At 71.6% G+C, this 20,950-nt stretch carries 23 protein-coding genes; 14 read left to right on the forward strand and 9 right to left on the reverse strand.

Annotated features, from left to right (window positions below; genetic code table 11):
- Nucleotides 1–41 precede the first annotated feature (41 nt).
- The 4 genes from OG439_RS41335 (at nt 42) to OG439_RS41350 (ending at nt 4,832) form a co-directional block, all read left to right on the forward strand.
- Entirely contained in the window at nt 42–815 is a 774-nt protein-coding gene (locus OG439_RS41335; RefSeq protein ID WP_326945900.1) for a cytochrome c biogenesis CcdA family protein, read from the forward strand.
- The gene (gene resB, locus OG439_RS41340) at nt 812–2,407 is read left to right on the forward strand and encodes a cytochrome c biogenesis protein ResB (RefSeq protein WP_326945901.1); all 1,596 of its coding nucleotides are present in this window, start codon (nt 812–814) and stop codon (nt 2,405–2,407) included. The genes OG439_RS41335 and resB overlap by 4 nt, the downstream gene beginning before the upstream one ends.
- Nucleotides 2,408–2,410: 3 nt before the next feature.
- Nucleotides 2,411–3,379: a c-type cytochrome biogenesis protein CcsB gene (gene ccsB, locus OG439_RS41345; RefSeq protein ID WP_326945902.1), complete on the forward strand. Its 969-nt coding sequence runs from the start codon at nt 2,411–2,413 to the stop codon at nt 3,377–3,379.
- An 88-nt stretch (nt 3,380–3,467) separates the two neighbouring features.
- Nucleotides 3,468–4,832, forward strand: a complete 1,365-nt coding sequence (locus OG439_RS41350) for a MinD/ParA family ATP-binding protein (RefSeq protein WP_326945903.1) — start codon at nt 3,468–3,470, stop codon at nt 4,830–4,832.
- Nucleotides 4,833–5,148: 316 nt separating this feature from the next.
- On the opposite strand, the gene OG439_RS41355 is transcribed toward OG439_RS41350, so the two are convergent.
- On the reverse strand, nt 5,149–5,334 hold the full coding sequence (locus OG439_RS41355; protein WP_247060316.1) for a hypothetical protein: 186 nt from the start codon (nt 5,332–5,334) through the stop codon (nt 5,149–5,151).
- 161 nt (nt 5,335–5,495) lie between these two features.
- Nucleotides 5,496–5,708, reverse strand: coding sequence for a BldC family transcriptional regulator (locus OG439_RS41360; RefSeq protein ID WP_072474890.1), 213 nt, complete (start codon nt 5,706–5,708; stop codon nt 5,496–5,498).
- A 282-nt stretch (nt 5,709–5,990) separates the two neighbouring features.
- Between OG439_RS41360 and OG439_RS41365 the strand changes: the two genes are divergently transcribed.
- Genes OG439_RS41365 through OG439_RS41375 form a run of 3 tightly spaced genes read left to right on the forward strand, consistent with a single transcriptional unit; the run spans nt 5,991 to nt 7,860 of the window.
- A complete protein-coding gene (locus tag OG439_RS41365) occupies nt 5,991–6,473 on the forward strand; it encodes an Lrp/AsnC family transcriptional regulator (protein WP_247060317.1) in 483 nt (160 codons plus the stop codon).
- 11 nt (nt 6,474–6,484) lie between these two features.
- Complete coding sequence (locus OG439_RS41370; protein ID WP_247060318.1) at nt 6,485–6,772, forward strand: DUF4229 domain-containing protein; 288 nt, start codon at nt 6,485–6,487, stop codon at nt 6,770–6,772.
- Complete coding sequence (locus tag OG439_RS41375) at nt 6,769–7,860, forward strand: PLP-dependent cysteine synthase family protein (RefSeq protein ID WP_326945904.1); 1,092 nt, start codon at nt 6,769–6,771, stop codon at nt 7,858–7,860. The genes OG439_RS41370 and OG439_RS41375 overlap by 4 nt, the downstream gene beginning before the upstream one ends.
- On the opposite strand, the gene OG439_RS41380 is transcribed toward OG439_RS41375, so the two are convergent.
- From OG439_RS41380 to OG439_RS41395, 4 genes are read right to left on the reverse strand one after another with little or no spacing between them, the layout of a single operon-like run.
- Nucleotides 7,857–8,729, reverse strand: coding sequence for a 1,4-dihydroxy-2-naphthoate polyprenyltransferase (locus OG439_RS41380; protein ID WP_326945905.1), 873 nt, complete (start codon nt 8,727–8,729; stop codon nt 7,857–7,859). The two genes, OG439_RS41375 and OG439_RS41380, sit on opposite strands and share 4 nt — an antisense overlap.
- A 50-nt stretch (nt 8,730–8,779) precedes the next feature.
- Nucleotides 8,780–8,926: a hypothetical protein gene (locus OG439_RS41385; protein ID WP_326945906.1), complete on the reverse strand. Its 147-nt coding sequence runs from the start codon at nt 8,924–8,926 to the stop codon at nt 8,780–8,782.
- Between the two features lie 51 nt (nt 8,927–8,977).
- Nucleotides 8,978–10,111, reverse strand: a complete 1,134-nt coding sequence (gene menE, locus OG439_RS41390) for an o-succinylbenzoate--CoA ligase (RefSeq protein WP_326951743.1) — start codon at nt 10,109–10,111, stop codon at nt 8,978–8,980.
- Nucleotide 10,112: 1 nt separating this feature from the next.
- Nucleotides 10,113–11,036 (reverse strand): 1,4-dihydroxy-2-naphthoyl-CoA synthase, encoded by a 924-nt coding sequence (locus tag OG439_RS41395; RefSeq protein ID WP_326945907.1) that lies wholly within the window; start codon nt 11,034–11,036, stop codon nt 10,113–10,115.
- A gap of 90 nt (nt 11,037–11,126) precedes the next feature.
- Here OG439_RS41395 and menD point away from each other — a divergent pair, with 90 nt between their 5' ends.
- The 3 genes from menD (at nt 11,127) to OG439_RS41410 (ending at nt 15,171) form a co-directional block, all read left to right on the forward strand.
- Nucleotides 11,127–12,803 (forward strand): 2-succinyl-5-enolpyruvyl-6-hydroxy-3-cyclohexene-1-carboxylic-acid synthase, encoded by a 1,677-nt coding sequence (gene menD / locus OG439_RS41400; protein WP_326945908.1) that lies wholly within the window; start codon nt 11,127–11,129, stop codon nt 12,801–12,803.
- Nucleotides 12,804–13,175: 372 nt separating this feature from the next.
- On the forward strand, nt 13,176–14,705 hold the full coding sequence (locus OG439_RS41405; RefSeq protein WP_326945909.1) for a M1 family metallopeptidase: 1,530 nt from the start codon (nt 13,176–13,178) through the stop codon (nt 14,703–14,705).
- A gap of 22 nt (nt 14,706–14,727) precedes the next feature.
- Nucleotides 14,728–15,171 (forward strand): DUF3592 domain-containing protein, encoded by a 444-nt coding sequence (locus OG439_RS41410; RefSeq protein WP_326945910.1) that lies wholly within the window; start codon nt 14,728–14,730, stop codon nt 15,169–15,171.
- Between the two features lie 154 nt (nt 15,172–15,325).
- Here the strand turns inward: OG439_RS41410 and OG439_RS41415 are convergent, their stop codons facing one another.
- Together OG439_RS41415 and OG439_RS41420 are read right to left on the reverse strand one after the other, a co-directional pair.
- On the reverse strand, nt 15,326–15,889 hold the full coding sequence (locus tag OG439_RS41415; RefSeq protein ID WP_326945911.1) for a GNAT family N-acetyltransferase: 564 nt from the start codon (nt 15,887–15,889) through the stop codon (nt 15,326–15,328).
- Between the two features lie 31 nt (nt 15,890–15,920).
- Nucleotides 15,921–16,757 (reverse strand): inositol monophosphatase family protein, encoded by an 837-nt coding sequence (locus OG439_RS41420; protein WP_247060331.1) that lies wholly within the window; start codon nt 16,755–16,757, stop codon nt 15,921–15,923.
- Between the two features lie 177 nt (nt 16,758–16,934).
- Here OG439_RS41420 and OG439_RS41425 point away from each other — a divergent pair, with 177 nt between their 5' ends.
- Together OG439_RS41425 and OG439_RS41430 are read left to right on the forward strand one after the other, a co-directional pair.
- A complete protein-coding gene (locus tag OG439_RS41425; RefSeq protein WP_326945912.1) occupies nt 16,935–18,005 on the forward strand; it encodes a glycosyltransferase family 4 protein in 1,071 nt (356 codons plus the stop codon).
- 3 nt (nt 18,006–18,008) lie between these two features.
- Nucleotides 18,009–19,112: a glycosyltransferase gene (locus OG439_RS41430; RefSeq protein ID WP_326945913.1), complete on the forward strand. Its 1,104-nt coding sequence runs from the start codon at nt 18,009–18,011 to the stop codon at nt 19,110–19,112.
- Between the two features lie 63 nt (nt 19,113–19,175).
- On the opposite strand, the gene OG439_RS41435 is transcribed toward OG439_RS41430, so the two are convergent.
- Nucleotides 19,176–19,646 carry a MarR family winged helix-turn-helix transcriptional regulator gene (locus OG439_RS41435; protein WP_326945914.1) on the reverse strand — a complete coding sequence of 157 codons (471 nt, stop codon included), beginning with the start codon at nt 19,644–19,646 and terminating at the stop codon, nt 19,176–19,178.
- 53 nt (nt 19,647–19,699) lie between these two features.
- On the opposite strand from OG439_RS41435, the gene OG439_RS41440 reads away from it, so the two are divergent.
- Both OG439_RS41440 and OG439_RS41445 read left to right on the forward strand, forming a co-directional pair.
- On the forward strand, nt 19,700–20,245 hold the full coding sequence (locus OG439_RS41440) for a DUF4386 domain-containing protein (protein ID WP_326945915.1): 546 nt from the start codon (nt 19,700–19,702) through the stop codon (nt 20,243–20,245).
- A gap of 9 nt (nt 20,246–20,254) precedes the next feature.
- Entirely contained in the window at nt 20,255–20,944 is a 690-nt protein-coding gene (locus OG439_RS41445; protein ID WP_247060336.1) for a demethylmenaquinone methyltransferase, read from the forward strand.
- Nucleotides 20,945–20,950: the final 6 nt, after the last annotated feature.

The raw sequence follows: 20,950 nt of genomic DNA on the forward strand, positions 1-20,950 counted from the left end.
CCGGAGTTCTCACCGGGACCTCACTGCCTACCCTCAATCCCGTGAACTCCGTTACCGAGCTGGCGATCTCCGGACCGCTGCTGCTCGCCGCGGGCGTCGCGCTGCTGGCCGGAACGATCTCCTTCGCCTCGCCGTGCGTGGTGCCGCTGGTGCCGGGGTACCTCGCGTACCTCGCCGCGCTCGTCGGCGCGGACGCGCCCGCGGTCCGGGCCGGCGAGGAGCGCAAGCAGGGCCGCTGGGCCGTCCTGGGCGCCGCGCTGCTGTTCGTGCTCGGGTTCACCGTCGTGTTCGTCGCCACCCTGGGCACCCTGGTCTGGCTGGCCGACACGCTCACCCTCAACCAAGACCTGCTGCAGCGCATCGGCGGCGTCCTCACCATCGCGATGGCGCTGGTGTTCCTCGGCTGGATCCCGGGCCTGCAGCGCGAGTTCCGCTCGCACCGCGTGCCCGGCGGCGGCATCTGGGGCGCGCCGCTGCTCGGCGCCGTCTTCGGCCTCGGCTGGACGCCGTGCATCGGCCCGACGCTGTCCGCCGTCACGACGCTGGCCAGCGCGACCGGCGGCGCCGAGGCCCGCGGCTACCTGCTGATCGCCGTCTACTGCCTCGGCCTCGGGCTGCCGTTCCTGCTCATCGCGCTCGGCGCCCGCTGGGCCGTGCGCGCCACCGACTGGCTGCGCCGCCACGGCCGCCAGGTCCAGGTCTTCGGCGGCGCGCTGCTGATGATCGTCGGGATCCTGCTGGTCACCGGCGTCTGGGGAGATCTGATGGGCTTCCTCCGCAACGAACTGGCCGGCGACTTGAGGCTGCCGCTGTGACGACCACCGAGGCACCGCCCGCGGCCCCGCGAGGACCCACGCCCGCCAAGCGCACCTTCGCCTTCGTGCGCAACACCTGGCGCGGCCTGACGTCGATGCGCACCGCGCTCGTCCTGCTGTTCCTGCTGGCGCTGGCCGCGCTGCCCGGCGCGCTCCTGCCGCAGCGGAAGCTCAACGCGCCCAAGGTCGACGAGTACATCAGCGCGCACGGCTGGTGGGGCACGCTGCTCGACAAGCTCGAGTTCTACGACGTCTACTCCAGCATCTGGTTCTCGGCGATCTACCTGCTGCTGATGATCTCGCTGATCGGCTGCCTGACGCCGCGCAGCTTCGAGTACGTCAAGGCGATGCGCGCCAAGCCGGTGCTGACCCCGCGCAACCTGGCGCGGATGCCGCACTACCGGCTAGGCCGCGGCAAGCAGGACGTCGCCGCCGAGCTCGCGGCCGTCCACAAGCAGCTGTCCGGCTGGCGGCGCGTCGAGCGGGAAGAGGCCGGCGGCGTCCGCACGATCTCCGCCGAACGCGGGTTCCTGCGCGAGACCGGCAACCTGATCTTCCACTTCAGCATGCTGGGCCTGATCGTGTTCTTCGCGCTGGGCAAGCTGTACGGCTACGAAGGCCAGGTCATCGTCCAGGCCGACGGCAGCACGTTCTGCAACTCCGGCATCTACAACTACGACTCCTTCAACGCGGGCCTGCGCATCGACGGCACCGACCTCGACCCGTTCTGCGTGAAGATCGACGATTTCACCGCGCGCTACACCGACGCCGGCGAGCCGGAGTACTACCACTCGAACATCGAGTACCAGTCCGGCGCGGACCTCGACACGAACACCTGGCGCCCGTACGGCCTCGAGGTCAACTCGCCGCTGCGCACCGTCGGCGACCGCGTCTACCTGCTCGGCCAGGGGTACTCGCCGAAGTTCACGGTGACCTTCCCGGACGGCACCCAGCGCACCCAGAACACGCAGTGGCGCACGGTCGACCCGACCACGATGCTCGCCGAGGGCGCGACGAAGTTCGACCAGCCCGGCGTCACCGACGAGGTGCAGCGGCGGACCCGCCAGCTGGCCATCACCGGCCTGTTCGCGCCGACGTCGTTTCTGCACGGCAACGTCCTGACGTCGTCGGCGCCGCAGCTGACCGACCCCGCCGTCGCCGTCGACATCCTGCGCGGCGACCTCGGCCTGGACGCCGGGCGCGGCCAGTCGGTGTTCGAGGTCGACCAGTCGATGGTCGACGACGGGCGGCTGAAGAAGATCGCCCGCGAGAACATGAAGGTCGGCCAGGAGATCAAGCTCGACGACGGCACGAAGGTCCGCTTCGACGGCGTCGGCCACTGGGTCTCGCTCCAGGTCTCCCACGACCCGACGCAGGGTTTCGTGCTCGGGTTCGCCATCTCGATGTTCCTCGGCCTCGGCGCGTCCTTGCTGGTCAAGCGGCGTCGGCTGTGGGTCCGGGTGAAGCCGGGGACCGAGAGCGAGCCGGGTACGGTGATCGAGGTCGCCGGGCTGGCCCGCACGGATCAGGCCGGGTACGGCGAAGAGTTCCACCGGATCAGCGAACGCCTGATCAGTGGTCAGAAGGGCTGAGGCATGCCGATCAACGAGACGCTGTCGCAGTACAGCGACTGGCTGTACACCACCGCCGCGGCGATCTACGTCGTCGCGCTGATGTTCACCCTGATCGAGCAGGGCTTCGGCGCCAAGGGCCGGCTCGCCACCGAGCGGGCCAAGCTGCGGGCGCGTGAGCTCGTCGGGGCCGGCGGACCGCCGATCGAGCAGATCCAGGCCGAGCAGCGCGCGGTCGGGCGGCCCGAGCGGATCGGCCGGATGGGCGCGGCGCTGCTGGTGCTCGGCGCGCTGCTGCAGCTGTCGGCGATCGTGCTGCGCGGGCTCGCCGTGCACCGCGCGCCGTGGGGCAACATGTACGAGTACGGCATGGCGGTCACCTTCATCACGGTGGTCACCTGGCTGATCGTGATGTGGAAGTTCCCGGTCCGGCACCTCACCGGCTTCCTGCTGCTGCCCGTCGTGATCCTGATGTTCATCAACGGCACGCTGCTGTACACGATCGCGGCGCCGGTGCAGCCCGCGCTGCAGTCGTACTGGCTGGCCATCCACGTCTCGGCGGCCATCATCGGCTCCGGCGTGTTCCTGGTGCCGGGCGTGGCGAGTGTGCTGTTCCTGTTCCGCGCGGCCTACGACAAGGACAACACCAAGTTCGCGCGCTTCGCCTCGAAGCTGCCCGCGGCCGACGTCCTCGACCGGATCGCCTACCGGACGACGATCTTCGCGTTCCCGGTCTTCACCTTCGGCGTGCTCTGCGGCGCCGTCTGGGCCGAGTCGGCCTGGGGCCGGTTCTGGGGCTGGGACCCCAAGGAGACCGTCGCGTTCATCGCGTGGGTCGTCTACGCGGCCTACCTGCACTCACGCGCGACGGCCGGCTGGCGCGGCGCCCGGGCGGCGGCCATCAACATCGTCGGGTTCGCCGCGATCATCTTCAACCTGTTCTTCGTGAACCTCGTCACCGCGGGCTTGCACTCCTACGCCGGGGTGGGCTGAGCAACCTGCGGGTACGCCGACTACCGTCGTCATCGGGGAGAGCTTCAGGGGTAGTGATGTCGGGCGGAGTGCGCGGAGGTTTACACCGGTGACCGGACCCAGCGAAGAATCGGCTCCTGGCCACGCCGAACCGGCCGCTGCCCCGCAGCAGCCGGAGGCCCCGGGAAGCCTGTTCGCCGACGACCGGACGGACTCGCATCCGCACCCGGAGACGTCAGGCGCGTTCGACGTGCAGCCGACGCAGGCCGTCGCGCCGCCGCCGAACCCGGCCGCGTCCGGGCCGCACCAGGTGCCGAACCCGGCCGTCTCGGGTCCGCACCAGGTGCCCCAGGGCCAGCCGACGCAGTACGGCTACGACCAGAACCTCCCGCCGCTGCAGCCGCAGTACGGCGACCCCGCGCAGCAGTACCAGGCGCAGGCCCAGGCCCAGTACCCGCAGCAGCAGCCCCAGCAGCAGCCGTCCGGCCTGCCGCAGCCCCAGGGCGGCCGGCACGCCGCGCCGCAGCCGCAGGGCGGCCACGGCCACGACCTGTCCACGGCGCACCTGGTCAAGCAGGTCAAGCGGCCGCCGCAGTCGGGCTGGCGCAAGGCCGTCTACGTCGGCACCGGGAAGCTCGTCAACCCGGGGGAGAGCCCGGCCGACACCCAGCGCCGTGACCTCATCGCGCGGGTCAACCAGCCGCTGCGCGGGTGCTACAAGATCGCGATGTTGTCGCTGAAGGGCGGCGTCGGCAAGACCACGGTCACGACGACGCTGGGCGCGACGTTCGCTTCGCTGCGCGGCGACCGCGTGGTCGCGGTGGACGCCAACCCGGACCGCGGCACGCTCTCGCAGAAGATCCCGCTGGAGACCACGGCGACGGTCCGCCACCTGCTGCGCGACGCGGCCCGCATCACGCGCTACAGCGACGTCCGGTCCTACACGTCCCAGGGCGCCAGCCGGCTGGAGATCCTCGCCAGCGAGCAGGACCCGGCCGTCTCCGAGGCGTTCTCCGAGGACGACTACCGGCGCACGGTCAACCTGCTGGAGCACTTCTACAACATCGTGCTCACCGACTGCGGCACCGGCTTGATGCACTCGGCGATGAAGGGCGTCCTGGACGTCGCGGACGCGCTGGTCGTCGTCTCGTCGGGCTCGGTCGACGGCGCCCGCAGCGCCTCGGCGACGTTGGACTGGCTCGAGGCCCACGGCTACGGCGAGCTGGTGAAACGCTCGGTCGCGGTGATCAACTCGGTGCGCCCGAAGGGCGGCTCGGTCGACCTCGACAAGCTGTCGGCCCACTTCGGCGCCAAGGTCCGCGCGGTCTGCCAGGTCCCGTTCGACCCGCACCTCGAAGAGGGCGCGGAGATCGAACTGGACCGCCTGGGCGGCGACACCCGGCTGGCCCTGCTGGACCTGGCGGCCACGGTCGCCGACGGCTTCGCGACCCCGCTTTCACAGCAGTACCGCTAGCCGCAAGACGCGTGACCAGCGCCGTAACCGGCGTGACCAGACCCGCAACTCGCGTGATCGGGCCCGTAACTCGCGTGATCAGAGCCGTGACTCGTGAGTTCCGGCCCGGATCACGTGAGTCACGGGCTGAGTCGCGCGAGATCCGGCCTGGATCACGCGAGTTACGGCTGGGATCACGTGAGTTCCGGGCTGAGTCACGTGGGTTCCGGGCCGGAGCACACGAATTCCGGGCTGGAGTGCGCGGGATCCGCGTGGGGTCGCGTGTTATCCGGGCCCGGGTGTGCGGGTCTCGGGTCAGCCGAACGTCAAGGGCGGCCTAGAGGTCTTCGTCCCGGCGTTTGCGCTGCTGTTCGGACAGCTGGCGCAGGAAGTCGGGGTCGTCGTCCGGAGCGATCGGGGCGCGCCGCGGGGTCGAGGGCACTCCGATCCGCTGGCCGGCGAACGACCGCCACAGGAGCAGGGCGACGACCAGCGCGCCGACGGCCGCGAGCAGAGCGAGCATGCCGGATCCTTCCGCTTGGCTTGCCAGTCCCCCGAGGTTACCCGTCCGCGCGGGCTGCGGGCGGCACGCCGCGTTGCGGTGTGGCACCCGGAAACAAACCGGGCCGTGTGCGGGGGCGGGGGAGTACCCCGTACCCGACACGGCCCAGGCTGCTGGATGGTTCAGGCCTTGCGAGCCGGTTCGCTCGCGTCCGTGGTCAGCTCGGCCAGGAGCTCGTTGACCTCGGACTCGCGGAACCGCCGGTGTCCGCCCGGGGTCCGGATCGAGCCGATGCGACCTGCCGTCGCCCACCGGGTGACCGTCTTCGGGTCCACCCGGAACAGTGCTGCCACCTCGCCTGGGGTGAGCAGTCGTCCGCCCATCGTCGCGGTCATTTTCCGCCTCCTTAACGCCCTCACTGCTATACCGGAGGCAATCCGGGCCATTTTGGCCCGTCGCGCCGGGGTAGCCAACACGGCAATCGTTGCACTTCACCCGTCAGGTACTCGAACGGTTGTCAAAGAGTAAAGAGCCCTTAAAGGTCAAAACGGACAGGTTGCTTACGGTGTGCAACTATCAGATCCGGTCACTTGAAGTGCGGAGACGAGTCTTCCCCTGTCCAGTGGGTGCTAGGCGTGGTGCCAATGGGGGATTGTCCAACCGCATAGAGTGATGCCGTGGATCAGTTGGACCGGAAGATCATCGCGGCGTTGCGCATCAACGGACGGGCCACCTATGCCGATCTGGGGCGGGCCGTCGGGCTGTCCGCCTCGTCGGTGCACGAGCGCGTGGGCAAGCTGGAGGCCGCCGGCGTGATCACCGGCTACCACGCGGTCGTCGATCCGAGCTCGGTCGGGCTCGGCGTCACCGCCCTCGTCGGCATCCATCCGACGGACACGGCGACGGACGAAGACGTCGCCGACGCGCTCGGCGAGCTCGACGAGGTCGAGAGCTGCTACGCCGTCGCGGGTGACGAAGCCTTCGTCGTCAAGGTGCGCGTGCCGACCGTCGACGAGCTGGAGCGGACCCTCAGCCGGCTCCGGCGCATCCCCGGCGTCGGGCGGACGAACACCACCGTCGTGCTCTCGACCCGCTTCGAGGGCCGGCCGAACAACGCGGCGGGCGCGGGCGTGGAAAAGGACCGGCCGGGCGGGGCGTAACCTGCGTTGGTGTGAGCGACGAGAAGGCCGGCACCCTGCCCCGTGACCTGACGCTGTACCTCCTGGCCCGGTTCGTGCTGGTCGGGGTGATCGGCTGGGCCCTGAGCCTGGTGGGCGTGCCCCTGCTGGTCGCGCTGCTCATCGGCCTGGTCGTCGGCCTGCCGCTCGGGCTGCTGCTGTTCCGCCCGCTCAACGCCCGCGTCACGGCCGGCCTGGCCAAGCGCAACGAGAACCGCGCGCGGGCCCGGGCCCAGCTGCGCGCGCAGCTGCGTGGCGACGCCGCCGGGCAGCCGGAATGAGCCGCCTGCACAGCCGCAGCTGGGTGCGCGAGGCCGTCCGGATCATCGAGGCCGACGCCAACCGCAGCGCCGACACCCACCTGCACGTCTTCCCGCTGCCCCCGGAGTGGGGCATCGACCTGTACCTCAAGGACGAGTCCGTCCACCCGACCGGCTCGCTGAAGCACCGGCTCGCCCGGTCGCTGTTCCTCTATGGGCTCGTCAACGGCCAGATCGGGCCCGACACGGTGCTAGTCGAGGCCTCCAGCGGCTCGACGGCGGTCTCCGAGGCGTACTTCGCCCGGATGCTCGGCCTGCGTTTCATCACCGTGGTGCCGCGGCGGACGAGCAAGGAGAAGATCGCGCTCATCGAGTTCTACGGCGGTGAGTGCCACTACGTCGACCAGGCGCCGGCGATGTACCCCGAGGCCGAGCGGCTCGCGGCCGAGTGCGGCGGCCACTACCTCGACCAGTTCACCTACGCCGAGCGCGCGACGGACTGGCGTGGCAACAACAACATCGCCGAGTCCGTGTTCGCGCAGATGCGCTCCGAGCGGCACCCGGTGCCGTCCTGGATCGTCATCGGCGCGGGCACCGGCGGCACGAGCGCGACGTTCGGCCGGTACGTGCGCTACAAACGGCACACCACGAAGGTCTGCGTCGTCGACCCGGAGAACTCGTCGTTCTACGGCGCCTGGCAGACCGGCGCCCTGGACTACGCGACCGGGATGCCGTCGCGGATCGAGGGCATCGGCCGGCCGCGGTGCGAGCCGTCGTTCGTGCCGGGTGTGATCGACGAGATGTTCCGGATCCCCGACGCCGGTTCGCTGGCGGCGGTCCGGCTGCTGCGTGAGCACACCGGGCACTGGGCGGGCGGCTCCACCGGCACCAACCTCTACGGCGCGTTCCGGCTCATCGCCCGGATGGTCGAGGACGGCCAGGCGGGCAGCGTCGTCACGCTCCTGTGCGACGGCGGCGAGCGCTACGCGCACACCTACTACGACGATGAGTGGGTCACCCAGCAAGGTCTGGACCTCGCGCCGCACACGGCGTTGTTCGAGGAGTTCCTGGCGACCGGGAAGTTCCCGGTCGAGGACATCGACGACTAGAGGTTCAGGCCGACCGCGGCCAGGACGGCCCAGGCGAGCATCGCCAGGCCGGTGTCGCGCAGCGCCGGGATGAGGTCGCGGCCGGTCGCGTTGTGCCGGATCGCGCTGACGGACTGGACCAGCAGCGACACGCTGAGCACGGGGATCCCGGCGAGCGGGTGGCCGGTGAACGCCAGGACCAGCGCGAGCACGTACGGCACCGCGAGCAGCGCCAGGTAGAGCCGCCGGGTGCCGCGGTCGCCGAGGCGCGTGGCCAGGGTGAGCTTGCCGGACTCGACGTCGGTCGGGATGTCACGCAGGTTGTTGGCCGTCAGGACCGCCGTCGAGAAGCAGCCGACGGCGACCGCGCACGCCAGTGCGGCCCAGCTGATCCGGCCGGCCTGGACGTAGACCGTGCCCAGCACCCCGGCCAGGCCGAAGAAGACGAACACCGCGATCTCGCCGAAACCGTAGTAGCCGTAAGGCTTCTTGCCGCCCGTGTAGAACCAGGCGCCGAGGATGCAGAGGCCACCCATGGCCAGCAGCCACCAGTACCCGGTGAGCGCGACGAGCAGCAAACCCAGCACCCCGGCCAGACCCAGCGCGATCAGCGCCGCGGTGAGGACGGCTTTCGGAGCGGCGACGCCGGAACCGACCAGCCGCAGCGGTCCGACGCGGTTCTCGTCGGTGCCGCGGATGCCGTCGGAGTAGTCGTTCGCGTAGTTGACGCCGACGATCAGCGAGAGCGAGACCAGCAGCGCCAGCAGCGAACGCCACCAGGAGAACGCGTCCAGCGCGATCGCCGCGCCGACCCCCGCCACCACCGGAGCCACCGCGTTCGGCAACGTCCGCGGCCGGGCCCCCTCGATCCACTCGCTCAAGCTCGCCATGCACGTCATTCAACGCCATGACGATCACGCCCGAGCGGGAGCCTGGGAGGTCAGTCGGAGGTCGGCAGCTGCCAGACGAGGGAGCCGCTGTTGGGGTCCACCGTCGGGCCCTCGGCGGCCAGCGCTGTGCCCACCGGAATCAGGACACCCAGTGCGACGGCGGTGCTGATCAGGGCCGTGCGAATCCAGCGCGTCATGGTGAGTAGCCAAGCGGGTGCACCCTGTGCGTGTCAACGAAGTGCGGCCGATCAGCCGCCGAAACCCGCCAGAAGTCGGACCCGCACGGCCGCCCGGTCGATCTTGCCCGGGCCGCGAAGGGGCAGCTCAGCGGCGTACTCGAGCCGTTTCGGTGTCGACGCCGCGCCCAGCTCGGCCCGCACGGCGGCCCGCAGCTCGGCCGCTGCGCGCGGTTCACCGGCTGGGACGACGAGAGCGACCACCGCCTCGCCCCACTCCGGGTCCGGCAGGCCGACGACGCACGCGTCGCGCACGCCCGGCTGCGCGGTCAGGCACCGCTCGATCGCGTTCGCGGACACCTTCACACCGCCGGTGTTGATCATGTCGTCGGCGCGGCCGAGCACCTCGATCCGGCCGTCGGCGTGCCGGACCCCGCGATCGGAGGTGGTGAACCAGCCGCCGTCGAAGGACTCCGCGGTCAGGTCCGGTCGTGAGCGGTAGCCGTGCGCGAGGACGTCACCGGCGATGCGGATCCGGTCTCCGGCGACGTCGACGCGGACACCGTCGAGCGGGAAGCCGTCGTAGACACAGCCGCTGGCCGTCTCGCTCATCCCGTACGCGGGCACGATCGCCACGCCGGCCTCGGCGGCCCGCTCGCGCAGCGCGGCCGAGGTCGCCGCCGCACCGAGGACGATCCCGTCGAACGTCATCGCGGCGGCCAGCCCGGCGCCGCCGTCCTCGAGCAGCCGGACCAGCTGCGTCGGGACCAGCGCCGTGTACCGCGGGCCGCCCTTCAAGGCGGCTGCTGCGGCGGCGAACGCGTCCGGGCGGAAGCCGTCACCGGTCAGGTAGACCGGTTCGGTGCCGGCCAGCAGCGACCGGATCAGCACCTGCAGGCCGCCGATGTAGTGCGCGGGGGTGGCCAGCAGCCAGTGCCCCGGCCCGCCGAGGCGGCGGTGGGTCGCCTCGGCGGAGGCGGTCAGCGCGCGGGCCGAGAGCAGCACGCCCTTGGGCGCGCCGGTCGAGCCTGAGGTGGCGATGACCACGGCGGTGTCCGGTTCGGCGGGGTCGCCGGGTGTCATCGCGTCCCGTAGCGCGGGGTCGGTGAAGGGCAGCACGGCCGGACCGCCGCCCAGCGCGTCCGCGAGGGCTCCCTTCAGCGCGTCGAGCGCCGCGGGCGAGCCGTCGAGGTGGAGAGGCCGCAGCTCAGTAGTAATAGGGGACGTCCTTGAAGTCGGGGTCGCGTTTCTGCAGGAACGCGTCGCGGCCTTCGACGGCCTCGTCCTGCATGTACGCCAGCCGGGTGGTCTCGCCGGCGAACAGCTGCTGGCCGACCAGGCCGTCGTCGGTGAGGTTGAACGCGTACTTCAGCATCCGCTGGGCCGTCGGCGACTTGGCGGCGATGGTCCACGCCCAGTCCAGGGCCTCTTTTTCGAGGTCGGCGTGCGGGACGACGGCGTTGACCGCGCCCATCCGGTGCATCTGCTCGGCGGAGTATTCGCGGCCGAGGAAGAAGATCTCGCGGGCGAACTTCTGGCCGACCATCTTCGCGAGGTAGGCCGAGCCGTAGCCGCCGTCGAACGAGCCGACGTCGGCGTCGGTCTGCTTGAACTTCGCGTGCTCTGCGGAAGCGAGGGTGAGATCGCACACGACGTGCAGGGAGTGCCCGCCGCCCGCGGCCCAGCCCGGAACGACTGCGATGACCGGTTTCGGCAGGAACCGAATCAGCCGCTGGACCTCGAGGATGTGCAGCCGGCCGGCCCGGGCGGGGTCCACCGTGTCGGAGGTCTCGCCGCTCGCGTACTGATACCCGGAGCGTCCGCGAATACGCTGGTCACCACCGGAGCAGAACGCCCACCCGCCGTCCTTGGGCGACGGGCCGTTGCCGGTGAGCAGGACACAGCCGACGTCGGAGCTGAGCCGGGCGTGGTCGAGGGCCCGGTAGAGCTCGTCGACGGTGTGCGGGCGGAAGGCGTTGCGGACCTCAGGGCGGTCGAACGCGACGCGCACCACGCGTTTGCCGCCACGGCTCTCAGCGGAGCGGTGGTAGGTGATGTCGGTGAAGGCGAAACCTTCGACCTCGGTCCACGCGGCCGGATCGAACAGCTCGGAAACTCGGGCGTCATCCACGTTTGGGAGAATAGGACCTGTGGACACCTTTGCTGTGCCTGATGCCGCCTCGGCGGGGAAAAGTGCCTCGGCGGAGTTCGGAGCCCGCCGGTGAACCCTTCCACCGCGCAGGCCAGGGTCATCGTCGACGAACTCGTCCGCAACACCGTCTCGCACGTCGTGCTGTGCCCGGGCTCCCGCAACGCGCCGCTGTCGATCGCGCTGTACGACGCCGCGGCGGCGGGCAAGCTCCGGCTGCACGTCCGGATCGACGAGCGCGGCGCCGGGTTCCTCGCGCTCGGCATCGCCGCGCGCACCGGCCGTCCGGTGGCCGTGCTCTGCACGTCCGGCACCGCGGCCGCGAACTTCCACCCCGCCGTGCTGGAGGCCGACCGCGCCGGCGTCCCGCTGATCGTGATGACCGCCGACCGGCCGCCCGAGCTGCGGGCCGCGGGCGCGTCGCAGGTCATCGACCAGCACCGGCTGTTCGGCAACGCCGCCCGCTACTTCGACGAACTGGCCGTCGCCGAGCGCCGCGCCGGGCAGAACTCCTACTGGCGCAGCCAGATCTGCCGGGCCTGGAACGCCGCGTACGGCGAGTGGCGCTGCGGCCCGGTACACCTGAACATCCCGTTCCGCGAGCCGCTCGTGCCGGATCCGGACGATGACGGCGAGTGGTACGAGTCCCTGGACGGCCGTCCCGACGGCTCCCGCTGGACCGAGCTGCCCGACTTCGGCGCGCTGCCGTCGTTCGTGGTGCCGTCGGCGCGTCACGGCCTGGTCATCGCGTGCGACACCGGCGTCCAGGCGGCGAGCGAGTGGGCCGAGCAGCACGGCTGGCCGGTGATCTCGGAGACCGGCGGCCTCGGGCTGTCCGGCGGCACGGCGATCTCGTCCGGCGCGTGGCTGCTGGGCGTCACGGAGTTCATCACGCGGCACAAGCCGGAGCAGGTGCTCTGCCTCGGCCGGCCGACGGTGTTCCGGCAGATCCAGAACGTCCTCTCCGACGCCTCGGTCGAGGTGCTGCTGGTCCGGCCGGACTCGGACTGGCCGGCGCCCGCGCACAACGTCCGGCAGGTCGGGCAGTGGTTCGACGAGCCGACCAAGCCCGCCGACCCGGAGTGGCTGGCCAGCTGGCGCCGGGCCGACGAAGCGGCGTCCACGGCGGTCACGGCGGTGCTGGCGTCGGAGCCGTGGCCCTCGGGGTTGCGCCTGGCGTCGGAGCTGGTGGACGCGCTGCCGCCGGACTCGCTGCTGGTGGTGGGCTCGTCCAACCCGACCCGCGACGTGGCGCTGGCGGGCCGGCTGCGCCCGGACGTCCTGGTCCACCGCAACCGCGGCGTCGCGGGCATCGACGGCACGGTCTCGACGGCGATCGGCGCGGCGACGGTCCACCGCGGCCCGTCGTACGCCCTGCTGGGCGACCTGACGTTCCTGCACGACGCGTCGGGGCTGCTGACGGGCCCGGCGGAGCAGCGCCCGGACCTGACGATCGTGGTCTGCAACGACGACGGCGGCGGGATATTTTCCCTGCTGGAGCAGGGCGCCCCGGAGCACTCGGCGAGCTTCGAGCGGGTGTTCGGCACCCCGCACGGCGCCGACCTGGGCGCGCTGTGCGCGGGCTACCGGGTCCCGCACGTGGTGGCGGAGACGCTGACGGAGTTCCAGGCCGCGCTCCGCCCCGCGCCGGGGCTGCGGGTGGTGGAGGTCCGCGTGGACCGTTCGCGGCACCGTGACCTGCACGCGAGGTTGCGCTCCGCGGTCAGCGCGGCCGTCTCGGCGGTCTGACCCGCTCGCGACGGGCGCCGCCACCGGGCGAACCGACTCCCTGGGTACGCGAGCCGACTGTCCAGGCACGCGAGCCGACTGTCCAGGCACGCGAGCCGACTGTCCAGGCACGCGAGCCGACTGTCCAGGCACGCGAGCCGACCCTCCGGGTGCGCGGGCCTGGCGCGGCGGGGTGGACCGTTCGCGGCACCGTGACCTGCACGCGAGGTTGCGCTCCGCGGTCAGCGCGGCCGTCTCCGCCGTCTGAAACAACCGGTCAACCGCTTTCCGGGTGTGATCTCAGCAGGCAAGATCCTCCCTTCGGCTGTTCCTGGTGTCTTCCTGGCTGGCTACGTTCGAGCGCGCTGATCCTCACCCGTTGGAGGGATTCGAATGCGTGCAAGAACTCGCACCGGCCTTGGTGTGCTCGCGGCCGGGGTCGCCTCGGTGCTGCTCGCCGGTACCGCCAGTGCGGCCCCGACGCCCGGCGCGCCCGGCGTCGGTGACTCGTACTACCCGAACGCCGGCAACGGCGGGACGGACGTGCTGCACTACGACATCCGCCTGACCTACCAGCCCGCGACCGACGTGCTGGCCGGCACGACGACGCTGCTGCTCACCGCGACCCAGGACCTCTCGCGGTTCGACCTCGACTTCGCGCTGAAGGCGTCGAGCGTGCTGGTGAACAACCGCGCCGCCCAGTTCACGAACCAGACCGGCAACGGCGAGCTCGTCATCACGCCGGCGCAGCCGCTGCTCAAGGGCCAGACCGCCACGGTCGTCGTCGCGTACTCGGACACGCCGTCCACCGAGCAGGTCGACGGGCTCAACGGCTGGAAGAAGGGCCCCTTCGGCGCGCTCGGCGTCGACGAGCCGCAGAGCTCCGCGTGGTGGTTCCCGGCCAACGACCACCCGACCGACAAGGCGACCTACGACGTCTCCATCGAAGCGCCGGATGACAACGTTGCCGTCACCAACGGCACGCTCGTCCGCAAGACGAAGAGCCGCGCCGGCTGGACCCGCTGGCAGTGGCGCAGCACGAAGCAGCAGGCCACGTACCTGACGTCGTTCATCGTCGGCAAGTACGAGCTGAACCAGTCGACGACGCCGGACGGCAAGCCGTTCATCACGGCGTACGGCTCCGACCTCGGCGACTCGCTGTACGCGGCGAAGGCCAGCGTCGAGCGGACGCCGGAGATCGACGCGTTCCTGGCGACGAAGTTCGGGCCGTACCCGTTCGAGGCCGAGGGCGGCGTCGTCACCAGCGGCATCGGTTTCTCGCTGGAGAACCAGACCCGGCCGACCTACGGCACGCGCAACTTCCTCGCGGGCTCCAACACGACGCTCATCGCGCACGAGAACGCCCACCAGTGGTTCGGCGACAACGTCTCGCTCGGCCGCTGGAGCGACATCTGGCTGAACGAGGGCTTCGCGTCCTACGCCGAGTGGCTGTGGTCGGAGCACGAGGGCGAGGGCACGGTCGCCGAGCTGGCGCAGTACACCTACGACTCGAACCCGGCCGACGGTGCCCTGTGGAAGCTCATCCCGGCCGACCCGGGTGCGGACAACCAGTTCGACAACGCGGTGTACGACCGCGGCGCGCTGACGCTGCAGGCGCTGCGCACCGCCGTCGGCGACGAGTCGTTCTTCAAGATCCTGCAGGCGTGGCAGGCCCAGAAGGGCGGGTCGAACGGCCGGATCCAGGAGTTCATCGCGCTGGCCGAGAAGGTCTCGGGCAAGCCGCTGTACGACCTGTTCCAGACGTGGCTGTACACGTCGGGCAAGCCGGCGGTCGGCCCGAACGGCGCTTCGCCTACGGCTTTCACGGCCCGGGCCGCTGCTCCGGCGGCCTCGGTCAAGCCGAAGTCGTTCGACCAGATCCAGGCCAACCACCGGAATCTCGCCGCGGAGCACAAGCACTGAGCAGTACCGCTACGCTCGCGGCGTGAGCACGAGAGGTGAGCGGGCGAGGCGCGTCGGGTGGTGGATAACCCTCGCCGTCGCCTCGCTCCTCACCGTGATGTGCATCTGCCTGCTGTTCGCGGCGATCCGCAACGACCGCTCGATCTCCGGCCAGCTCGGCACGGCGACGGCCACGGTGGACTCGGTGGCGTTCGATCGCACGATCATCCACTTCGAGACCCCGGACGGCATCGTCCACAGCCCGGCCAACGGAGTCCTCTACCCGGACGGCTTGGCCGCGGGCCAGCTGGTCCGCATCGAGTACGACGCGACGGACCCGGAACTGGCCCGGGTAGCGGGCCGCTCGGCGACGCTGACGCTGCTGCCGCTGGGCAGTTTCGTGTTCTTCACGTGGCTGGTGGCGGGGCCGCTGCTGTGGTGGATCCGGCGCCAGAACAAGCGAACACCGGTCGAAGCCGCGGCCTGACCGGCAAACATCCCCCACCACACCCAGGGGGGCGTGCCCTGCTCCAGTCTATCGGCACCTGGTCCCCCGAAGGGGTGACGCGGTGAATCTGTGGACAACCGCAGCCGATGTGGACAACTCAGCCGACCTGGACAACTCAGCCGACCTGGACAAATCAGCCCGGCTGGGCCCTCTCCAGCCATCGGCTCCGCGTGATCTCGTACTCGACCTCACCCTGTTCGGTGCCCGGAAGCACGTCGGTGAAGTCCTCCGCCGAGGTGAACGCGCGGGCGAACGTCAGCCCGGCCGACGCCATCGTCGCCCGTGATGGCGTGTTGACCGCCATCGTCTGGGCGAAGATCCGGTCCAGCCCCAGCTCGGAAAAGCCGTACCGCAGCAGCTCCCGCGAGCCCTCCCCGGCGTAACCCTGCCGCCAGTGCCGGCGCAGCAACCGGTACCCCAGCTCAGCCTCGCCCTCGACCGAAGGCTGGTCCGGTCCCTGTGGTGGCCGCAGGATCCACCAGCCGACGAAGTCCTCGCCGGCGAAGCCCATCCAGAAGCCGAAACCGGGTGAGACGGCCATCCGGCGCCGGTGCGCGGCCTCGACCTCGGCCCGGGTGGCCGCCCGGCCCGTCAGGTACCGCATCACCTCCGGGTCGGAGTCCAGCTCGATCTCCAGCTCGAGGTGCTCGTCGGCCAGGGGTACGAGCGTCAGGCGCGCGGTGTGGAGGGTGGGCATGTCCCGATCTTCACAGCGCGCGCAACCCGTTTCAGCCCGCGTGGGCCGTCTCCTGCCACCAGCCCAGCACCTCGTCCGCCACGCCCGGGGCCGCCACCAGCAGGCCGTCCGTCGGCAGCGCCGTGTCTTCGCCGTGCCGGTCCAGCACCACCGCGCCCGCCTCGATGGCCATCGCCACCGAGCCCGCGACGTCCCACTCGTGGTAGCTGTGCAGCACCGCCGCCGCCGCGTGGCCCAGTGCCACCTGCGCGATCGACAGCGCCGCCGAGCCCAGCACCCGGACGCCCGCGTGGGCCGCCGCCGCGCGCTCGATGAACTCGCCCATCCCCGGCCACGGCCCGCGCCGGGCGAACTCCGTGAACACCAGCGCGCCCGCCGTGACACAGCGGTCGGTGAGCCGGACCGGGGTGCCGTTCGCGCGGGCCCCCCGGCCGCGCGCCGCGGCGTAGATCTGGGCCCGGTACGGGTCCGCCACCACCCCGACCACCGGGCCGGCCGCGTCCACCAGCGCCAGGCTGTAGGCGCACCACGGCACCCCGGCGACGTAGTTCGCGGTGCCGTCCACCGAGTCGACGACCCAGCGGTACTCCGCGACGTCCGCGCCGTGGTCGGCGCCGAACTCGTGGCCCACCACCGGGATGCCCGGGAACTCGGCGGTCAGCACGCGCCGCGTGTGCCGCTCGAGGATCCGGTCGGTGTCGGTGACCCAGTCGAACGGCGAGTCGAGCGTGGCCGGGTGCGCACCCCGGCCGGCGGTCGCGGTGATCACGTCGGTCGCGTCGTTGGCCAGGCGCCCGGCCACTTCGAGGGCCCTCGACAGCAGGCCGGGCTCCACGGGCCGCGGCGGCCTGGAGGACAAGAGGGTCATGCCTGCTTAGTCTGGGCCCCGCTGGTTTCCGGGACACGACCTTGAGATGACATGTCGTGGCCGATCTGTTCCGGCAGCGTTGGCCGCGGTGTCACGCGGTCGCCAGGATCGGGTGCGATCGTCGGGGACGTGCGAGTCGCGATAGTCACCGAAAGTTTCCTGCCCCAGGTGAACGGCGTGACCAACTCCGTCCTGCGGGTGGTCGAGCACCTGCGCGAACGCCGGCACGACGTGCTGATCATCGCGCCCGGCCCCGGCCCGGACTCCTACCGCGGCGCCCCGGTGGTCCGGATCCCGGCGCTCGACTTCCCCGGCGTGCACTCGCTGCCCATCGGCGTGCCGACGCGCACCGTGCTGACGGCGCTGGCCGCGTTCGGCCCGGACGTCGTGCACCTGGCGTCGCCGTTCGTGGTCGGCGCCCGCGGGCTCGCCGCCGCGCGACGGTTGCGGGTGCCCTCGATCGCCGTCTACCAGACCGACATCGCCGGTTTCGCGTCCGCGTACGGCTTCGGCCTCGCCGCGCGCGCCGCCTGGCGCTGGGTGCGGCGGCTGCACTCCCGGGCCGACCGGACGCTGGCGCCGTCCACGGACTCCGTCGAGCAGCTGCGGCGGCACGGCGTGCCGCGGGTGCACCGCTGGGCGCGAGGGGTCGACATCGACCGGTTCTCCCCGGCGCACGCCGACGCCGCGCTGCGGGCCGAGCTGGCGCCGAACGGCGAGCTGCTGGTCGGTTTCGTCGGCCGGCTGGCGCCCGAGAAGGAGGTCGACCGGCTGGCCGCACTGGCCGGCGTCCCCGGCATCCGCGTGGTCGTCGTCGGCGACGGACCCGACCTCGAAAGCCTCCGGGCGCAGCTCCCGGACGCGGCCTTCCTCGGCGCGAAGTACGGCGACGAGCTGTCCGCCGCGTACGCGAGTTTCGACGTCTTCGTCCACACCGGACCGCACGAGACGTTCTGCCAGGCGGTGCAGGAGGCGATGGCGTCCGGCCTGCCCGTGCTCGCGCCCGACGCGGGCGGCCCGAAGGACCTGGTGCTGCCCGGCCGCACCGGCTACCTGCTGCCCGCGGACCGCGAGCACTTCGGCCCGGCGCTGCTCGAGAAGATCGACGCCCTGCGGGACGCCGCGCTGCGGGCGAGGCTCGGCGAGAAGGCGCGCAAGGTCGTGCTCGGACGGACCTGGCCGGCCGTCTGCCACGAGCTGGTGGGGCACTACGAAGCGGTGCAGGGCCGAGCCGCGCGCGCGGCTTGAGCCGTGCACATCGTCCAGCTCGCGAACTTCTACGGCCCGCGCTCGGGCGGGCTGCGCACGGCGTTGCACCACCTCGGTGCCGGCTACGTCGCGAGCGGGCACGTCGTGACGCTGGTGGTGCCCGGCACCCGCTACGCCGACGAGGTGCTGCCCACCGGCGTCCGCCGGTTTTCCCTGCCCGCGCCCAAAATCCCGGGCACCGGCGGCTACCGCGCCGTCGATCCACACCGCGTCCGCGCCGTGCTGCGGAAGCTCGAACCGGACCGGCTGGAGGTCTCGGACCGGCTGACGCTGCGGGGGATGGGCGGCTGGGCGCGGCGTCACGGCGTCCCCAGCACGGTGATCTCCCACGAGCGCCTCGACCGGCTGCTGGAGCAGTTCCTGCTGCCCGAGCCGGTGGCGCGCCGCGTCGCCGACGTCGCCAACCGCCGGATGGCCGCGAGCTACGACACGGTCGTCTGCACCACGGCGTTCGCGCGGGCGGAGTTCGACCGGATCGCCGCGCCGAACGTCTGCCGCGTGCCGCTCGGCGTCGACCTCACGACGTTCCGGCCCGCCATGCGCGACGACGGCTGGCGCGCCGATCTCGCCGGGGGAGCGGACGCCCTGATCGTCCACTGTGGACGTCTGTCGCCGGAGAAACACGTGGAGCGCAGCGTGGACACCGTCGCCGAGCTGACGGAGGCGGGCGCGCGGGTCCGGCTCGTCGTGGCCGGCGACGGCCCGCGACGCCGGGCGCTGGAACGCCGGGCGCGCGGCCTGCCGGTGACGTTCCTGGGGTTCCTGTCCGGCCGCGGCGACGTCGCGCGCCTGCTGGCCAGCGCCGACGTCTCCCTCGCGCCGGGCCCGCACGAGACGTTCGGCCTGGCCGCGCTGGAGGCCCTCGCGTCCGGGACGCCGGTGGTGGTCTCGGCGTCCTCGGCGCTGCGGGAGATCGTCCGGCCGGGCTGCGGGGCGGCGGTCGACGACCACGCGCCCGCGTTCGCCTCGGCCGTCACGAACCTCCTGGACCGACCGGAGGACCTGCGCCGCGCGGCGGCCCGGGCGCGGGCCGAGGAGTTCACCTGGCCCGCCGCGGTGGCCGGGATGCTGGCCGCCTTCCGCTGATGCCCAAGTCCGTGAATGCCACATCGAGGGACTTCACGTCCCTCGATGTGGCATTCACGGACTTCAGGACCGCAGGCGCAGGTAGCCGGGGTGGACGCCCGGCGTGAGGCCCTGCTGGTCCGCGATCTTGACCAGGAGGCCGTGCAGGACGTCGCGTTCGTCGTCGGTCAGCGCCGCGGTGACGGCCTGCTCGTGGGCCGCTCCGGCCTGGCCGATGCGGCCCAGCAGCGCGCGCCCGTCCTCGCTCGGCTCGACCGCGTAGAGGCGCCGGTCCTCGGCGTTGCGGCGCCGCTCGATCAGGCCGCGCTTCTCCAGCCCGTCGACCAGCGGGACCAGCCGGGTCGCCGGCGTGCCGAGCTGCTTGGCCAGCGACTGCTGGCTCTGCCCGGGCCGGGACGCCACGAGCCGCAGCAGCCCGACCTGCGCCGGCGTCAGGTCCAGCTCCGTCATCCGTTCGGTGAACTGCTGGGCGGCGTGCGCGCCGACTTGGGCGAGCAGGAACGCGCTGCCCAGCCGGGGTCTCCTCGCTTCCATGGCCGGAACGATAGTCGTTGACAATCCATTACACCGATGTAATGGTTTACGTCATGAAACGAATCGCGATCATCGCCTACGTCCTGTTCACCGTCGCCGGGGGCGTCCTCGGCGCCACCGGTACCCGCCCGGACTCGTCCGCGGCCGACGTCGCCGCCTACAACGCGGGCCACCACGGCCTGATCCAGCTGCTGGCGCTGGCCGTGTTCGGCGCCGGGCTGTCGCTCGCCACCTGGACCGCGGCCGCGAGACCGCCGAGCCTGGGCTTCGCCGGCGGCCTCCTCGCTTCGGGGAGCCTCGTGCTGAGCGGCCTCGCGACCTGGACGGCCGCGCAGAACCCCGAGTTCGCCCGGCCCCTCACGTCGCTGGCGTTCGCGGCGGGCGCGTTCGGCTTCGCGGTGCCGCTGGCGCTGCTCATCGCCGTCCTGGCGCGGACGACGCCGCGTTGGCTGGCGATCATCGGCTACGTGATCGCCGCGCTAGCCGCGTTGTCGGCGTTCGGCATGCTGACGCCGGTGCTCTACCCGCTGATCCCGGTCGGCCGCTTCGGCGGCCTGATCTGGCTGGTGCTCGTGAGCTTCCGCAAGACCAGCGACTAGATTCGAGCCATGTCACGCGCAAGCCTGGACAAGAACCCGCACGAAGTCGCCGCCATGTTCGACGGTGTCGCGGACGGGTACGACCGGGCGAACTCGTTCATGACCTTCGGCTTCGACCGGCGCTGGCGCACCACCACCGCCCGCGTGCTCGACGCCCGCCGCGGCGAGAAGGTCCTGGACCTCGCCGCCGGCACCGGGGTGTCCACCGTCGAATACGCCCGCGGTGGGGCCTGGTGCCTGGCCGCGGACTTCTCGTTCGGCATGCTGCGGGCCGGGCTGCACCGCAAGGTCCCGATGGTCGCGGCGGACGCGCTGAACCTCCCGTTCGCCGACGAGAGCTTCGACGCGGTGACGATCTCGCTGGCGTTGCGCAACTTCGTCGACACGAAGGCCGCGCTCACCGAGATCGCCCGCGTGGTCAAGCCGGGCGGCCGGCTGGTGATCTGCGAGGTCTCGACGCCGCCGTTCCCCCCGATCAGGTTCATCCACCGGCGGTTCATGCTGAAGCTGCTCACGTGGGTCGGCAAGCGGACGTCGTCCAACCCGGAGGCCTACTCCTACCTGGCCGAATCGATGCTGGCCTGGCCGGATCAGCGCACCCTCGGCGAGATCATCGAGAGCGCGGGCTGGGCCGACGTCGAGTGGTTGAACCTCACATTCGGCGTCGTCGCGATCCACCGGGCGCGAAAGCCTGCCTAAACTCGC

The organism is Amycolatopsis sp. NBC_01307, assembly GCF_035975215.1.
In the GTDB taxonomy this organism is placed as follows: domain Bacteria; phylum Actinomycetota; class Actinomycetes; order Mycobacteriales; family Pseudonocardiaceae; genus Amycolatopsis.

Coding starts and splice junctions, on each gene's coding strand:
- OG439_RS41405 (WP_326945909.1), top strand. CDS start 13,176: ATGCGTGCAAGAACTCGCACCGGCCTTGGTGTGCTCGCGGCCGGGGTC.
- OG439_RS41375 (WP_326945904.1), top strand. CDS start 6,769: ATGAGCCGCCTGCACAGCCGCAGCTGGGTGCGCGAGGCCGTCCGGATC.
- ccsB (WP_326945902.1), top strand. CDS start 2,411: ATGCCGATCAACGAGACGCTGTCGCAGTACAGCGACTGGCTGTACACC.
- OG439_RS41385 (WP_326945906.1), bottom strand. CDS start 8,926: ATGACGCGCTGGATTCGCACGGCCCTGATCAGCACCGCCGTCGCACTG.
- OG439_RS41415 (WP_326945911.1), bottom strand. CDS start 15,889: ATGCCCACCCTCCACACCGCGCGCCTGACGCTCGTACCCCTGGCCGAC.
- OG439_RS41380 (WP_326945905.1), bottom strand. CDS start 8,729: ATGGCGAGCTTGAGCGAGTGGATCGAGGGGGCCCGGCCGCGGACGTTG.
- OG439_RS41445 (WP_247060336.1), top strand. CDS start 20,255: ATGTCACGCGCAAGCCTGGACAAGAACCCGCACGAAGTCGCCGCCATG.
- OG439_RS41435 (WP_326945914.1), bottom strand. CDS start 19,646: ATGGAAGCGAGGAGACCCCGGCTGGGCAGCGCGTTCCTGCTCGCCCAA.
- OG439_RS41355 (WP_247060316.1), bottom strand. CDS start 5,334: ATGCTCGCTCTGCTCGCGGCCGTCGGCGCGCTGGTCGTCGCCCTGCTC.
- OG439_RS41420 (WP_247060331.1), bottom strand. CDS start 16,757: ATGACCCTCTTGTCCTCCAGGCCGCCGCGGCCCGTGGAGCCCGGCCTG.
- OG439_RS41360 (WP_072474890.1), bottom strand. CDS start 5,708: ATGACCGCGACGATGGGCGGACGACTGCTCACCCCAGGCGAGGTGGCA.
- OG439_RS41440 (WP_326945915.1), top strand. CDS start 19,700: ATGAAACGAATCGCGATCATCGCCTACGTCCTGTTCACCGTCGCCGGG.